This is a genomic window from Pantoea sp. BL1, from assembly GCF_000963985.1.
GTDB lineage: Bacteria > Pseudomonadota > Gammaproteobacteria > Enterobacterales > Enterobacteriaceae > Pantoea > Pantoea rwandensis_B.
This window is the reverse complement of record NZ_JZRH01000003.1, coordinates 277,574-292,808: the sequence shown is the minus strand read 5'-3', so window position 1 is coordinate 292,808 and position 15,235 is coordinate 277,574. Positions and strand designations below refer to the sequence as shown.

Here is a 15,235-nt window from a genome sequence, read left to right as displayed (position 1 = left end):
TATCACTGCCGTCACCAACTAAGCGTAACGGTTAAGGTGTCGGTATAAGTGCCGGCGCGCGTAGGGCCGGGCAGCGTTAACAGGCCATAAATAGGCAAAGTAATGTTATTGGCGTTGCTGTAACTCAGTGCCACGGCGCTATTCACTGGGATAGCCGAGGTGTGTGCCGCGTTGGTGTAAAGGGAATAGGGCACAGTATTGGTGTTGCCCGAGACCTTGAGATTGCGGGTCGTGGAGTAATTGGAGCCGCCATTGATACTCATGCTAACGGCGGTGCCTGGCGTGCAGGCAAGGATGATGGTGGTGCTTTGCACATAGCTGGCGCTCACGATGCTGGAGGACACACCCGATTGCGTACCGAAATTAAGCGTGCCAAAGACCCCGGTATTGGTACCGGAGACCACACAGCCTGCCACTACTGATGCAGAGACCTGGAAGGTTGCGGTTGGCAACCCCCAGGCAGAGACACTCCCTATCAGCAGGGCAACGCCGCCTGCACTGTGCGCCCAACGCTGCACCACGGCCACCCTGATTACCCCACAACTGACCTCAGTAGTTCACCGCAACGTTAATGGTGTCGGTATAAGTCCCTGCCGGGATCAGTGGGTTAAACCCGCCCCCCACGACACGACCGTAAATGGCGTAGTTGGTGCCTAAGGTCGGGTCCGTGGTGCCGCTGGCGGCAATGTTGGTGTTATTGGCGATGGCGGTGGTGAATGCCGCATCGCTATACAGGGTATAGGCAATGCCTTGGGTGTTATTGGAACCGAGGATCAGATAGCGCGGCTGGCCGCTAACGGTGCCGTAAATGGTCGCCGGTGCAGCATTACTGCTGGTGACCTGCACGTTGAAAGTCTGGCCGGTGGTGCAGCGAACATAAATACCGTTGCCCGATGCACCGACCAACGTGGCGTTGAGGGTATCAAAGGTTGCGGCGCTGCTACCAAAGTTCAGGGTACCGAAGTTGACTCCCGTGGTGGCAGACTGACCATTCACCAGGCAACCGGTGGTCAGGGTCAGGGTCGCATTAATGGTTCCCGTTGTGGTGGCGGCAAAAGCCGCGTGAGGGGCGAGCACGACGCTCAGGCTGGACGCCAAAAGAAAAAGCTTGAGTTTCATAATCATTCCTTACTGATTATCCAAGGTCAGTGCTTTTTCACCTGGTGATTCATTTATGTAACGAATCTGAAGTCAAACAAGAGCCACGATCGGCTTTACCGCGTAAGTGCCCGACATCTAGGAATATTCTTAGATGGTGGGTTTAGGATTTATATCAGTTTTCTTTACTATAGATCAGCAAATCACCACTGGAAGCGTTGCGCTTAGATTTTTCATTAATCAATTCACACTTTTCGCCGATAACGCAGTAATCGCAAGGGATGACAACCGGTTAAAAAAACTAAACAGCGAGTGATTTAACCCTCTACCGCGATTAACCGTTCAATGCTATGTTCGTGCATTAATCAGATATTATTAATTTTTCTTACTGCGACTGACCATGAAAAACCAAAAACATAGCGCGGTGTTTCCAGAATTATCTGGATCGGTTACTCCCTCTGCCTCACTGCGTGCGGTCATGACTCACCTTTAATCAATGTTCTCGAACACTTTGAACTTTTTTGACGATACAGCACCTGCTCCGCAGCGGGCTGAGTTTAGGAGCGCACATGCTGCTGGTTACCTGGGATAGCGTTCTGGTCACGGTTTCATTGATCGTGGCCTTCATTGCTGCGTTTACCGCACTGGATACGGCGGGACGCGTCGCGGTTTCACGCGGCTGCCTGGCGAAAATGTGGCTGATTGGCGGTGGCACCGCGATGGGCATTGGCATCTGGGCGATGCACTTCATTGGCATGCTGGCGATGATGATGCCGATGACCATGCGTTATGACATTACCCTCACCACGGTTTCTCTGCTGGTAGCGATCCTCTCTGCCATCTTTGCTTTCGCGCAGGGCGTGCAGGGCAGCCATTTAACTCCACGTCGGCTGGTACGTGGCACACTGATACTCGGCAGCGGTGTCGTGGCGATGCATTACATCGGCATGAATGCCCTGATGATCGAACCGGCGATTCGCTGGGACATGCCGCTGGTCGCGCTCTCCGTGGTGATTGCCTATGCCGCCTCAGGTGCGGCCCTGTGGCTGGCGTTTCATCTGCGCCAGGGCGAAAGCGTGTGGATCATGCGCGTTTGTGCTGCGCTGGTGATGGGCATTGCCATCGCCGGGATGCACTACACCGGCATGGCTGCGGCGGAGTACAGTATGCCGAGCACCATGCAGCAGCATCATGGCATCAGTGAAGATGGATTGGCGGTGTGGGTGACCATTATCACATTGTCCATCCTCGGCCTCACGCTGTTAGTTTCCATGCTGGATGCCCAGCTGCGCGCGGCTCGTCTGGCCGCCAAGCTCAAACGCGCCAACAGCGAACTGCGCCAGCTGGCGATGCATGACAATCTCACCTCGCTGCCCAACCGCGTGCTGCTGGAGCAACAGCTGACGGCGCAGATCAAGCAAGCCACTTTGCAGGATGAACATTTTGCGCTGATGTTTATGGATCTCGACGGCTTCAAGGCGGTCAACGATACCTGGGGCCATCATGTGGGCGATCGTCTGCTCATCGCGGTAGCCGAGCGACTGCGCGTACAACTGGGCGAAGGCGTGTTACTGGCGCGACTTGGAGGCGATGAGTTCGTGTTGCTGTGTCCGCAATACAATGATTTGCAGGCCTCGGCGCTGGCACAACAGCTGGTCAATGCCATCGATGCACCGTTTGAACTGGATCGTTATTCGCTGCGGGTGTCACTCAGTATTGGCATCGTAGTGTTCCCACTGCACGGTCGTAGCCAGCAGGAGATGATGTTCAACGCCGATTCCGCCATGTACCACACCAAACACAGTGGCCGTAACGGCTGGTGCTTGTTTGAACCGGTGATGAGCGCGGTGGCGCAGCATCAGCTGGCGCTGGCGAATGATCTGTGGAATGCGCTGGAGTATCAGGAAATGTGCCTGTTCTATCAGCCAAAATTCCGCGCGGGTGGCACGGTGCTGATGGGCTTCGAAGCGTTGTTGCGCTGGCAGCATCCACGTCGGGGATTGCTGATGCCAGATATGTTCCTGCCGCGCGCGGAGAAAACCGGGCAAATCGTGGCGCTGGGCAATTGGGTGATCAACGAGGCGTGCCGCCAGTTGAAGCAGTGGCACGATGAAGGTCACCGCGACTGGAGCGTGTCCGTCAACCTTTCGGCGTTGCAATTCCATCAGCGTGATCTTATCGACAGCTTACGTCATGCACTGCAGCGTTATCAGCTGCCGGAGGGCGCGCTGATGCTGGAGATCACCGAGAATATCGCGATGCGCGACCCGCAGTTCAGCCAGCAGCGCATTGCTGAATTGCACCAGTTGGGCGTGAAAGTGGCGATCGATAACTTCGGTATCGGTTATGCCAATTTGCTGCATCTGAAACATCTGGAAGCCACCGAACTGAAAATCGACCGCGCCTTTATTAACAGCCTGCGTGCCGACAGCGAGGACGCCACCGTCGTGAGCGCGATGCTGACGCTGGCCCAAAGTCTCAATCTGCGCATGGTCGCCGAAGGGGTGGAAACTGAGGAGCAGCAGCGTTTGCTGACCGGACTCGGTTTTGACACGCTGCAGGGCTATCTGCTCGGCAAGCCGACACCAGCGGAGCGTATCGGTGAATTCACCGCTGCGTTTAATGCACCGCCGCTGTTTGCTGAGCACCCGCTGCCTTTAACCAGCGCCTGATAAACAATTTTTATTTTCTTCCGCATCGGAAGGTTTCATCGTTCAAAGACTCAAATCGGCAGGTTATCTGCCGATAAATCACACAATAAAACCAATGAAATTGACTTTTTCTTTATAACACCACAGCTGAATGACAACGGCTTTAACTTGGGAAATCACTATGTTAGTGACTTCGTACGATTCGTTTACCGTCATCGTTTCCATTCTGGTGGCGATGCTGGCTTCGTTTACCGCGCTGGATATGGCGGGCCGCGTAGCTTCTTCAACCGGCAAGGTGGCGCTGGTTTGGTTATTAGGCGGTGGATTCGCCATGGGCGTGGGCGTCTGGGCGATGCATTTCATCGGCATGCTTTCGATGACCCTGGATATGGTGATGAGTTACGATCCGCTGCTGACGGCGATGTCGATGGCGGTGGCGATCCTGGCATCGATTTTTGCCTTGTGGCTGGTGTGCTCATCCCATGATTTATCCTGGCGGCGTTTAGCGGGTGGGGCTTTTGTGCTGGGTTCCGGCGTGGTCGCCATGCACTATATGGGCATGGCCGCGCTGATGTTTGCGCCCGGCATCGTCTGGAATTGGGGCTGGGTTGCCGCTTCGGTGGTGATTGCGCTGGTGGCATCGGGCGCGGCACTGTGGCTCGCCTTTAACCTGCGCGAAGGACATGGCCGCGTGACGATGCTGCGTCTCGGTGCTTCGGTGGTGATGGGGTGCGCGATTGCCGGCATGCACTACACCGGTATGGCCGCTGCCAGCTTCCCGATGATGAGTCATGCCACGCACATGGGCGTTAACAGCAACTGGCTGGCGATTGTGGTCACCGTGGTGACGCTGGCGATCCTCGGTATCACCTTGCTGGTTTCGATGCTGGATGCGCGACTGCAAGCGCGCACCTCTATTCTTGCGCACTCGCTGGCGGAAGCTAACCGTGAACTGGCGCAGCTGGCCCTGCACGACAACCTGACACGCCTGCCAAACCGTATTTTGCTCGAGGACCGTTTGGAACAATCCATCAATAAGGCCAACCGCGAAAAGTCGCAGTTTGCGCTGATGTTTATGGATTTGGATGGCTTCAAAGCGGTCAACGATGCTTTTGGTCACCATGTCGGTGACAACCTGCTGATTGCCGTGGCCGAGCGTATGATCGGCCAGATGAAAGGTCACCACACGCTGGCGCGCATGGGCGGCGACGAGTTTGTGCTGCTGATCGAAATCGATGAGCCCAATGATGCCGCTGCCGTAGCGGATGCGCTGGTGAAAGCGGTCGATCGCCCGTTCGATATTTCGCGCTATGAACTGATGGTGTCTCTGAGTATAGGCATCGCGGTCTACCCTGGCGACGGGAAAGATGAGCGCGAGCTGATGTTTAACGCCGATGCCGCGATGTACCACACCAAGAACAACGGCCGTAATGGCTACAACTTCTTCCAGCCATCGATGAACACCCTCGCGCAGTCGCAGCTGCAGCTGAATAACGACCTGTGGCAAGCGCTGGATAACGAAGAGTTACGTCTGTTCTATCAGCCTAAATATTGTGCGCCGAGCGGTCCGATTATTGGTTTTGAAGCCCTGTTGCGGTGGGAACATCCTTCGCGCGGTTTGCTGGCACCGGACAAATTCCTGCCGATTGCCGAGAAGACTGGCATGATCATCAACATCGGCAATTGGGTGATCAACGAAGCCTGTCGTCAGTTGCATAGCTGGCATCTGCAGGGCCATCCACACTGGTCGGTAGCGGTGAATCTCTCCGCGCTGCAGTTTGAACAGAGCAACCTGGTGGAAACCGTGACGCAGGCGCTGGCGAAGCACCAGATCCCGGCCGAATTGCTGACGCTGGAAGTGACGGAAACCACCGCGATGCGTGATCCGGAAGAGAGTGTGCGTATCCTGACACAACTGACGGATATGGGCGTGAAAGCCTCGATCGATGATTTTGGTACGGGTTACTCCAGCCTGCTCTATTTGAAACGTTTGCCCGCCAGTGAGTTGAAGATCGACCGAGCGTTCGTCAATGAGCTGCAGGCGAAATCAGAAGATGCCACCATCGTTTCCGCCATTGTGGCACTGGCGCAGTCACTGGATCTCAAAGTGGTCGCAGAAGGGGTGGAAACACAGGATCAGCAAGCGTTCCTTACCGGTCTGGGTTGCGATACGTTGCAGGGTTATCTGCTGGGTAAACCGGTGCCGCCGGAACGCATCCATGAGTTGCCGAATTTTGTCGAAAACGAGCAGCAGCTGGTGCAGCTACCCTAAGGCGAGGGGGCAGTGATTGCCTCCATGCCAACCTCTCCTGCAAGCAGGGAAGGTGCACGCCTGCGCGCGCAGAAAGTGAGTACCTGAGTGTGATTCCCTCCCCTGTATGAGTCTCTCAGCTCAACCCCCCATCTCCCGTCAGCAGGAGATAGGGGGTAAAGCCTGAGTACAGCGTCAATTCCCTGCCCAACGATGCTTTCTCTTGCTTGCGGGACAGGCCCAGGGTGAGGGAAAATAGCCGCTTCTTTCTCCCATATCGGAGCCAGGGTGGCGAAATATCAGCAGTTGGTTGATCAGCTTCGGACGCAGATCGAAGCGCGCATCTGGCCGCCGGGCGAAAAGCTGCCGTCGTTGCGCCAGCAGGCGGAACAGAGCGGCCTCAGCCTGATGACGGTGATGCACGCCTATGAAGTGCTGGAAAGCCAGGGCTGGATCCTGTCAAAACCGCAATCCGGATACTACGTAGCGCCGCGTGCCGCCGAAAGCCGTCCACGTTTGCCCACACAGGCGATTGCCAAAACCGAGCAGGCGGATACCAACAGTTTCGTTTTTGATGTGCTGCAAGCCACGCGTGACCCTGGCATCATGCCGTTTGGCTCTGCCTTTCCCGATCCCGAACTCTTTCCACAGCGTCAGCTGATGCGCTCGCTGGTTAAGGTCTCACACAATCTGAAACCCAGCGATGCCCTGAATAACCTGCCGCCTGGCAACGAAGCGCTGCGTAAAATTCTGGCGCAACGTTATGCCCAGCAGGGCATCACCTTGTCGCCGGACGATATCGTCATCACCAACGGTGCGATGGAAGCGCTGAACCTCAGCCTGCAAGCGGTGACTGAACCCGGTGATTGGGTGGTGATTGAAAATCCTTCGTTTTACGGTGCCTTGCAGGTGATTGAGCGGCTGAAACTGAATGCGATTGCTATCGCCAGCGATGTCGAGCAGGGCATCGATCTCGACGAGCTGGAGCAGGCGCTGCAACGCTGGCCGGTCAAAGCCTGCTGGCTGATGACCAACCGACAAAACCCGCTGGGCTTTACCCTGAGCGCTGAACGAAAACAGCAGTTGGTGTCTTTGCTGGCGCGCTATCAGGTCGCGATGATTGAGGATGATGTTTACAGCGATCTCTACAGCGGCCACGACAAGCCTTTGCCCGCCAAAGCCTTTGATCGCGAGGGGAATGTGCTGCACTGCGGCAGTTTTTCGAAGAATCTGGTGGCGGGATTTCGCGTAGGTTGGGTGGCTGCCGGGCGCTACGCGCAGCGCGTACAGCGTATTCAGCTCATGAGCACGCTCTCCACCAGCGCGCCGATGCAGCTGGCATTGGCTGACTTCCTCAGCACCCGCAGTTACGACACGCACTTAAAGAAACTGCGCCAGACGCTGGCTAAGCGTAAGCAGCTGGCGCAGCAGGCTTTACGTCGCGTGCTGCCTGCTGACGCGCAGATCAGCGATACTCCGGGCGGCTATTTCCTGTGGATTGCGCTGCCGCCGCAGATCAACACCACGCAGCTCTATCATCTGGCGCTAAAAGAGGGCATCAGCATCGCCCCCGGCCAGCTGTTCTCGGGCAGTGAAGGGTTCAGCCACTGCTTCCGCTTCAACACCGCCTGGCCGTGGGATGCCCGCGCTGAGGCGGCGGTGGAGACGTTAGGGAGATTGATTGCTCAGCTGGAGTCGTCCTAAGTGACGACGCTATAAATGCGGCTGACTTTAATCGCGGCATACAGAAGCGGCCTGATAAATGCCGCTGCCGTATTAGGCGAACCAGCACAATCGCGAGAATTTTGTAGGGTGCGCATTAATGCGCACCTCCAATAAATGGCAATGAATCAGATGGATGCCGCCTGCTTATTTCCCCATGTCAGGTAATAAACATCATAAAAATCCACTTCGCCTTTCTGCTTCATCAGGCGATCGATGCCGCTGCGCACGCGGTCAGGCGTGCCGGGATTTTCCACGATTTTATCCAGCGCCTGCTGAGACACAGGCTGCACGTAATACCACTCACCGTTGTAGCACACGCGCAGATCCAGCGTGTCGATATCCTCAAAGCGGTATTTGGGGTTGATATCCATCAGCATCAGGAAGCTCATCACCAATACAAAGGCGGTGGCGAACCAGAACGCGGGCCAGCCGAGCATCTCAGTGGAGAAGATCAGCGCCACGCACAGCGCGTAGCACAGGTACATGATCGCCCACAGCCCCGGATGGGTTTTGAGGAATGAAAAGCTAAAGCGTGGCAGATTATCGCGCTGGCCTTCACGGTTCAGCGTGGCGATTTCATCGAGCAGGATTTGTTTGATCGCTTCCATAGTTCACCTCTAAATGTTACTGCCTGCCAGTTAATCACATAACAGTAAAGCGAATCAGACACAGATCCTGAGTGTTTTTTTATAACAGTTTGCTGGCGGTTTTATCGGCCCCACAAAATGTTAAATATGTTGCTAACTAATTTGGCTTTAGTAAGGTAAATCATTCTTTTATGTGAATTTTGTCGGCGGGCGCACATTGCAATGCCATCGGGGTTTGCCACAATTATGCAACGTGGCTTCCCGGAGAAAGAGTATGACTGCCAACACTTCCAGCCTGCTGTTACTGATGTCTTTCGCCGCCGGTACCTTTTCTGCAGGTTCATCCAATAATCCGCAGCATTTGATGCTGTCGCAGCCCTCAGGCGGCGTGCCTAACAATCTGCTGCCGCTGATCATCTGGCCGGGCATCGCGCCTGACTATGATGAAGAGCTGCAAAGCAATAGCGCCGAATGGTTTGAAAAAACCTTCACTGCCAACGGCTGGCCGGCCGCGTGGCGCGCACCGATCTTTCCTTACACTCATTACCATCCGAATACCCATGAAGTGCTGGGTGTGGCGTCCGGTTGGGCGGAAGTGCTGTTTGGTGGTGATAGCGGCCGCATGGTGACGCTGCGCGAGGGCGATGCGGTGCTGATCCCCGCCGGTGTCGGCCATAAACAGGTGTTCGCCTCAGACGACTTTTTCGCCGTTGGCGCCTATCCTGAAGGCATGTCCCCGGAAACCGTGCGTGATGAACCTTCTCGTTTACGCGCGGGGAAAGATCAAATCGCGCGCGTACCTTTACCGCATCGCGATCCTTTCACGGGGGGCGATGGGGCGATGACGGATATCTGGCTGCCAATTGCGCAGCAGTTGATGCACCAGTAAGGTGCAATCTGAGGGTTATCCGGCGCTGCTCCGCAATCGGGGCGCGTGTGCCGTTTGGGGCGTGAGCCTCTGGCACACTTTGTGCAGGAGAGGATTCAGGTCCTCTGACAAGCGCCGGGTAAATCATGAAAGAAAGCTATCAGATAGCGTCACACTTCTATGATGAGATGTTATTGAGCAACGGCGAACACCGTGCGCACTATCAGCATTACTGGGAGTGGTTACAACAGGCGGACAAAGAGGCCGTGGCGCGTAAGCGCGAAGAAGCGGAACTGTTGTTTCATCGTGTGGGCATCACCTTCAATGTCTATGGTGACGATGGCGGCGCGGAACGGCTCATCCCGTTCGACAGCGTACCGCGTATTATTCCGGCGAGTGAATGGGCGATGCTCGATCGCGGCATCCGCCAGCGCGTGCAGGCGCTGAATGCCTTCCTGCATGACATCTACCATCAACAACACATCCTCAAGGCGGGGATCGTGCCTGCCGAGCAGGTACTGGTAAACGATCAATATCAGCCCTGCATGCAAGGTGTCGATCTGCACCGCAACATCTATGCGCACATCACCGGTGTCGATATGGTGCGCAACAACGACGGTGAGTACTACGTACTGGAGGACAATCTGCGCACGCCTTCTGGCGTCTCCTACATGCTGGAGAACCGCAAGATGATGATGCGCCTCTATCCCGAGTTGTTTGTCGAGCAGCATGTGGCACCGGTAGAACGCTATCCTTCGCATCTGCTGCAAACCCTGCGCGAAAGCTCACCGGTCAACGATCCGGTGGTGGTGGTGCTGACGCCGGGCCGCTTCAACAGCGCCTACTTCGAACACAGTTTCCTGGCGCAGCAGATGGGCGTCGAGCTGGTGGAAAGTGCCGACCTGTTTGTTAAAGACGGTGCGGTGATGATGCGCACCACCGCCGGGCCGTGCAAAGTCGATGTGATCTATCGACGTGTTGATGATGCCTTCCTCGATCCGCTGGCGTTCCGTCCCGATTCAATGCTCGGCGTGCCGGGCCTGCTGTCGGTGTATCGATCCGGCAACGTGGTGCTGGCCAATGCGATTGGCACCGGCGTGGCCGATGACAAATCGATCTATCCTTACGTGCCCGACATGATCCGCTTCTATCTGGATGAAGATCCGATCCTCAACAACGTGCCGACCTGGCAGTGCCGTAAGCCGCAGGATCTAACTTACGTCCTCGCCAATCTCAGTAAAATGGTGGTGAAAGAGGTGCACGGCGCCGGCGGTTACGGCATGTTGATTGGCCCGGTGGCCAGCCAGCAAGAATTGAGTGATTTCCGCGAACGGCTGAAAGCACGCCCGGAAAATTACATCGCGCAGGACACGCTATCGCTCTCCACCTGTCCGACTTTTATCGACAACGGCCTGGCGCCGCGTCATATCGATTTGCGTCCCTTTGCCTTATGCGGAGCGGATATTCGTTTAGTACCGGGTGGCTTAACCCGCGTGGCGCTGACTGAAGGTTCGCTGGTGGTGAACTCGTCGCAGGGCGGTGGCACCAAGGACACCTGGGTTCTGGAGGATGACGCATCATGCTAAGCCGCACGGCCAGTGGCCTCTATTGGATGGCGCGCTATCTGGAGCGCGCAGAACAACTTGCCCGGGTGCTGGATGTCACCAACCGGCTTTCGCTGATGCCGGTGCGTAACAGCCAAACCGATGAGCTGCTGTTGCCGCTCAACCTCACCGGCACGCGCCAGCTGTTTGAAACCCTCAACGGGCGTTTCACCATGCCGCAGCTGTTTAACTTTTTCGCCCTCGACGATCGTAACCCCAGCAGCATTTTTAGCTGCTGGCAGGAGGCGTGGAACAATGCGCACGCGGTGCGCGGCAGTCTGTCGTCTGAGGTGTGGGAGAGCATCAACTCGACGTGGATTGAGATGCGAAACATGCGGCGACGCGGCATCACCAGCGCCAACGCTGACAGCTTTTTTGACTGGGTTAAAGAGCGCTCACACCTGTTTCGCGGCGCGATGTTCGGTACATTGCTGCGTGGCGATGCGATGTGTTTTATCCGTATCGGCACGCTGATGGAGCGCAGCGACGGCACCGCGCGCTTGTTGAGCGTCAACCAGCAACTGCTGGAGCAGAACCCTGATTCGGTGCGGGAATATTACTGCCTCGATACCTTGCTGCGTGCAGTGTCGGCGCGTGAAGCCTATAACGCCATCTTTAAGCAGCAGCTGATGCCGGATCTGGTGAATGAGATGCTGATCCTGCGTAACGAAAGCCCGCGTTCGCTGCACTCCTGCATTGAGGAGATCGCCAACCAGCTGGAACAGATCGGCAGCAGCGGTGAGGATCGTCCACGCTATCTGGTGACGGTGCTGTTGGCTGAAATGCGCTTCAGCACCTGGGAAAGTCTGACGCGTGACGGGTTGTATAGCTGGCTTAATCACTTTCTCTCGCAGACCAACGCGCTGGCAGAAAGCATCAATCAGACCTATCTGGAGGCGAAATGAGACTGAACATCGAGCACAAAACCTGGTATGCCTATGAGCATCAGGTCAAACTCAGCACCCAGTATCTGCGCCTGACGCCGCAAAACTCGGTGCACCAGCAGATTTTGTCATGGGATCTCGATTTACCGTGCGAAGCCACGCGCACCCTGGATGCTTATGGCAACGTGTTGCACGTGCTGACGCTGGATACGCCACATCAGCAACTGGAGATTGCCGCGCGTGGCGTGGTGGAAATTCTGGATGAAGGGGAGTATGCCCCCGATCCTGAATCGATCCTTTCGCCATTGGTGTTTCTGCGCGCCACGCCATTAACCCTGCCTGATGCGGCGATTCGCGATTTCGCACAGCGCCACTGGCACGCAGAAAAACCGCTCGCCAGCCTGGAAAAACTGATGGATGAGCTGCTGTTGAAAATGCCGTACCAGCCTGGCAGCACGCAGGTGAGTGATACCGCAGCGAAAGTATTTGCGGCGGGCAGCGGCGTTTGCCAGGATCACAGCCATGTGTTTCTGGCTTGTTGTCGCAGTCTCGGGATCCCGGCGCGCTATGTCAGCGGCTATCTTTATACGGACAATGTCGAACACGTTGCTACTCACGCCTGGGTTGAAGCCTGGCTGGATGGCAGTTGGCACAGCTTTGATATCACCAACAATACGCGCAGTACGCGCCAGCATTTACGTCTGGCGGTGGGTGTGGATTATCTCGATGCTTGTCCGGTGCGCGGTATGCGGCTGGGCGGCGGCGGTGAGGATATGCTGGCGATGGCCGCGGTGCAGCAGGTGCATGCGCAGCAGTGATATTTTTTTGCAGGCGTGACTATGACTTATTGTGTGGCAATGCGTTTATCGTCAGGGATGATTTTTGTATCGGATTCACGCACCAACGCGGGCGTCGATCATATTTCCTCGTTCCGTAAATTACACGTGTTTCAGGTGGATGATGAACGCACGCTGGTGCTGCAAAGTGCCGGTAATCTGGCGACCACGCAAAGCGTGATGAGTTTGCTACGGCGTAATAACCACGACAGCGATCAGCCCAATCTGCTGAATGGGCGCTCGCTGTATGACATTGCGCTATTGGTGGGGGAAACCCTGCGTGAAGTGATCAAGCGTGATGGCGAAGAGTTTGGTGGCACGCTGCTGTTAGGCGGACAGATTCGCGGTGAAGAGCCGCGCCTGTTCCAGATCTATCCGCAGGGCAACTTCATTGAAGCCAGCGTGGATACGCCTTATTTCCAGATTGGTGAAAGCAAGTACGGCAAGCCGATTATTGATCGCGTATTGCGTTATGAAACCCCGCTTAGCCAGGCAATGCAGTGCGCGCTGATTTCCATGGATTCAACACTGGCGAGTAACATTTCGGTAGGCCTGCCGCTGGATGTGATGGTCTATCACACCGACAGCTTTAAAGATAACGAACAGCATCATATTACCGAACAGCACCCTTACTTTTCGCAGATTCGTCAGCTGTGGAGCAAAGGCTTGTTGAGCGTGTTCTCACAATTGCCGCCGTTAAAACTATAGAGCAACGCCGCGAGAGACATCACGCCGCTACCCTAAAGCGCCCCATTCGGTAGCGGCGTCACTCCTTGCGCATTTTCCCACAATAACGCCGTGTCAGTCCCGCGTGATAAACCGCGTTGCTGCAATGAATTGATCAATTCAGTCGCGGCGCACTGTAGTGCTTCTGCTTTCCGCTCCTGCTTTTTCCGTTCCGCTTCGGTACTGGTCATAAATCTGAAAACAAGCCTGTTTAACTTCGGTGCCATAAACCTCTGCGCACAAAAGGTGAATGATGTTTTCTGTTGATCAGCTTCTCGATACTTACTGGCCAGGCCATCACCCCGCGAACTGGCAAAAAAGCCTGTTGAAATGGGCCGTTCGCGAACATGAATTCCAATCTTTTGCTGATCATTATCGCCACCTGAAAGGGGTGGATATGGTCGAGCAAGTGCTGGAGCACCTGGATGTGCGCTGTGAATTAAGTGAACGCGATTTGGAGCAGATCCCGACCAGCGGCCCGGTGGTGATTGTCGCCAACCATCCGCTCGGTGCGCTCGACGGCCTGGCGCTGCTGGCGGCCGTTTCTCAGGTACGTCGTGATGTGAAAATCGTGGCGAACCGCATGTTGATGATGCTGGAACCGATTAACAACCTGATGTTGCCCGTGGATAACATGGGCAACCGTACCAGTCGCGAACAGCTGACGCGCATGCAACAGCATCTCGACAATCAGGGGGCGCTGATTATCTTCCCGGCAGGTGAAGTGTCCCGTCTCTCCAGCCGTGGTGTGCGCGATAACCGCTGGCATCACAGCTTCCTGCGCCTGGCCGCCCGTGCTCGTGCGCCGATTGTTCCGGCACACGTCGTCGGGCGTAATAGCCTGGCGTTCTATGCCGCCGCCAAAATCGCCTCACCACTGGCGCTGCTGATGCTGGTGCGCGAAATGTTCCGCCAGCGTGGATCGCGCATCAAGCTGCACATTGGCGAGCAGATCCCGTTTGCCAACTGGCACGACGGCCACACGCCGGGCAAAGAGCTGGCGAAACGGCTGCGCAAGCATTTGTATCGCATTGGTCAGGGCCGTCGGGGTCTGTTCCAGACTGAAGCGGCGATTGCGCGTCCGGAAGACCGTGCCGAACTGAAAAAAGCGCTGATGGAGAGTGAGCGTCTGGGCTCGCTGCCGGATGGCAAACAGATCTACCTGTGGCGTCGTAACGGCGCGACCTGGGTGCCGCTGCTGCGTGAACTCGGACGCCTGCGTGAAATCGCCTTCCGCGCCGTGGGCGAGGGCAGCGGTCGCCGTCGTGACCTCGATAAATACGATGACGATTACTATCACCTGATTCTGTGGGATGACGATGCGCTTGAAATTGTTGGCGCTTATCGCTTTATTCCGGGTGCCGAGCAGCTGGAACGTCGTGGTCTGGAAGGCATCTACAGCGATAGCCTGTTCCACTACGACGAGCGCATGCTGCCGATCATCAATCAGGGTCTGGAACTGGGTCGCAGCTTTATCCAGCCCGCCTACTGGGGCAAACGTGGTCTGGATTATCTGTGGATGGGCATTGGTGCCTATATCGCCAAATACCCGGAGACCCGCTATCTGTTTGGCCCGGTATCGATCTCCGGCGGCATGCCGCTGGCGGCACGCGATCTGTTAGTGGCGTTCTACCGCATGTACTTCCCAACCGAGTTGCCGCTGGCGAAGTCGCGTCGTCCCTATCCGGCCTCGCTGCCAGAAGTGCTGGCGCAATTTACCGGTGATAACTACGCGGAAGACTTGCGCCGCCTGAAGCATCTGCTGGCGAACCTCGGCACCGCGATTCCCACGCTCTACAAGCAGTATTCCGAAGTGTGTGAGCCGGGCGGGGTGCAGTTTATCGATTTCGGCAGCGATCCCGATTTCAACAACTGTATCGACGGGCTGGTGCTGGTGGATCTGTCACGCGTGAAGCCATCGCGCTATGAGCGCTATATCGGCATGCATTTGCAGGCTGATCGCGTGGAGTCAGTTGCTGCCGTTGATTACGCAGATTAGAAGGGC

At 56.1% G+C, this 15,235-nt stretch carries 12 protein-coding genes; 9 read left to right on the top strand and 3 right to left on the bottom strand.

Annotated elements, in window-relative coordinates; translation table 11 throughout:
- Positions 1 to 11: 11 nt before the first annotated feature.
- A complete protein-coding gene (locus VH86_RS02770) occupies positions 12 to 521 on the bottom strand; it encodes a spore coat U domain-containing protein (protein ID WP_369800292.1) in 510 nt (169 codons plus the stop codon).
- Positions 522 to 549: 28 nt separating this feature from the next.
- Positions 550 to 1,119, bottom strand: coding sequence for a spore coat protein U domain-containing protein (locus VH86_RS02765; RefSeq protein WP_045814784.1), 570 nt, complete (start codon positions 1,117 to 1,119; stop codon positions 550 to 552).
- A 548-nt stretch (positions 1,120 to 1,667) separates the two neighbouring features.
- On the opposite strand from VH86_RS02765, the gene VH86_RS02760 reads away from it, so the two are divergent.
- The 3 genes from VH86_RS02760 to VH86_RS02750 all read left to right on the top strand — a co-directional run bounded on the left by VH86_RS02760 (position 1,668) and on the right by VH86_RS02750 (position 7,704).
- The gene (locus VH86_RS02760; RefSeq protein ID WP_045831808.1) at positions 1,668 to 3,770 is read left to right on the top strand and encodes a bifunctional diguanylate cyclase/phosphodiesterase; all 2,103 of its coding nucleotides are present in this window, start codon (positions 1,668 to 1,670) and stop codon (positions 3,768 to 3,770) included.
- Between the two features lie 160 nt (positions 3,771 to 3,930).
- Positions 3,931 to 6,021 (top strand): bifunctional diguanylate cyclase/phosphodiesterase, encoded by a 2,091-nt coding sequence (locus VH86_RS02755; protein WP_045831807.1) that lies wholly within the window; start codon positions 3,931 to 3,933, stop codon positions 6,019 to 6,021.
- A gap of 267 nt (positions 6,022 to 6,288) precedes the next feature.
- On the top strand, positions 6,289 to 7,704 hold the full coding sequence (locus VH86_RS02750; RefSeq protein WP_045831806.1) for a PLP-dependent aminotransferase family protein: 1,416 nt from the start codon (positions 6,289 to 6,291) through the stop codon (positions 7,702 to 7,704).
- A gap of 146 nt (positions 7,705 to 7,850) precedes the next feature.
- Here VH86_RS02750 and VH86_RS02745 read toward each other — a convergent pair whose 3' ends face one another.
- The gene (locus tag VH86_RS02745) at positions 7,851 to 8,333 is read right to left on the bottom strand and encodes a YlaC family protein (protein WP_045814780.1); all 483 of its coding nucleotides are present in this window, start codon (positions 8,331 to 8,333) and stop codon (positions 7,851 to 7,853) included.
- A 253-nt stretch (positions 8,334 to 8,586) separates the two neighbouring features.
- Between VH86_RS02745 and VH86_RS02740 the strand changes: the two genes are divergently transcribed.
- From VH86_RS02740 to VH86_RS02715, 6 genes are all read left to right on the top strand, one after another.
- Positions 8,587 to 9,201 (top strand): cupin domain-containing protein, encoded by a 615-nt coding sequence (locus tag VH86_RS02740; protein ID WP_045831805.1) that lies wholly within the window; start codon positions 8,587 to 8,589, stop codon positions 9,199 to 9,201.
- A gap of 125 nt (positions 9,202 to 9,326) precedes the next feature.
- Positions 9,327 to 10,766: a circularly permuted type 2 ATP-grasp protein gene (locus VH86_RS02735; protein ID WP_045831804.1), complete on the top strand. Its 1,440-nt coding sequence runs from the start codon at positions 9,327 to 9,329 to the stop codon at positions 10,764 to 10,766.
- Positions 10,760 to 11,689, top strand: a complete 930-nt coding sequence (locus VH86_RS02730; protein WP_038644735.1) for an alpha-E domain-containing protein — start codon at positions 10,760 to 10,762, stop codon at positions 11,687 to 11,689. Before VH86_RS02735 ends, VH86_RS02730 begins: the two co-directional genes overlap by 7 nt.
- On the top strand, positions 11,686 to 12,486 hold the full coding sequence (locus VH86_RS02725; protein WP_045831803.1) for a transglutaminase family protein: 801 nt from the start codon (positions 11,686 to 11,688) through the stop codon (positions 12,484 to 12,486). The genes VH86_RS02730 and VH86_RS02725 overlap by 4 nt, the downstream gene beginning before the upstream one ends.
- A 21-nt stretch (positions 12,487 to 12,507) precedes the next feature.
- Positions 12,508 to 13,212, top strand: a complete 705-nt coding sequence (locus VH86_RS02720; protein WP_038644739.1) for a proteasome-type protease — start codon at positions 12,508 to 12,510, stop codon at positions 13,210 to 13,212.
- A gap of 271 nt (positions 13,213 to 13,483) precedes the next feature.
- Positions 13,484 to 15,229: a lysophospholipid acyltransferase family protein gene (locus tag VH86_RS02715; protein WP_045831802.1), complete on the top strand. Its 1,746-nt coding sequence runs from the start codon at positions 13,484 to 13,486 to the stop codon at positions 15,227 to 15,229.
- Positions 15,230 to 15,235: the final 6 nt, after the last annotated feature.

Bases quoted from the DNA above. Each gene is read 5' to 3' on its own strand.
- VH86_RS02745 (WP_045814780.1), bottom strand. From the start codon at position 8,333: ATGGAAGCGATCAAACAAATCCTGCTCGATGAAATCGCCACGCTGAAC.
- VH86_RS02715 (WP_045831802.1), top strand. From the start codon at position 13,484: ATGTTTTCTGTTGATCAGCTTCTCGATACTTACTGGCCAGGCCATCAC.
- VH86_RS02740 (WP_045831805.1), top strand. From the start codon at position 8,587: ATGACTGCCAACACTTCCAGCCTGCTGTTACTGATGTCTTTCGCCGCC.
- VH86_RS02765 (WP_045814784.1), bottom strand. From the start codon at position 1,119: ATGAAACTCAAGCTTTTTCTTTTGGCGTCCAGCCTGAGCGTCGTGCTC.
- VH86_RS02725 (WP_045831803.1), top strand. From the start codon at position 11,686: ATGAGACTGAACATCGAGCACAAAACCTGGTATGCCTATGAGCATCAG.
- VH86_RS02755 (WP_045831807.1), top strand. From the start codon at position 3,931: ATGTTAGTGACTTCGTACGATTCGTTTACCGTCATCGTTTCCATTCTG.
- VH86_RS02730 (WP_038644735.1), top strand. From the start codon at position 10,760: ATGCTAAGCCGCACGGCCAGTGGCCTCTATTGGATGGCGCGCTATCTG.
- VH86_RS02735 (WP_045831804.1), top strand. From the start codon at position 9,327: ATGAAAGAAAGCTATCAGATAGCGTCACACTTCTATGATGAGATGTTA.
- VH86_RS02720 (WP_038644739.1), top strand. From the start codon at position 12,508: ATGACTTATTGTGTGGCAATGCGTTTATCGTCAGGGATGATTTTTGTA.
- VH86_RS02760 (WP_045831808.1), top strand. From the start codon at position 1,668: ATGCTGCTGGTTACCTGGGATAGCGTTCTGGTCACGGTTTCATTGATC.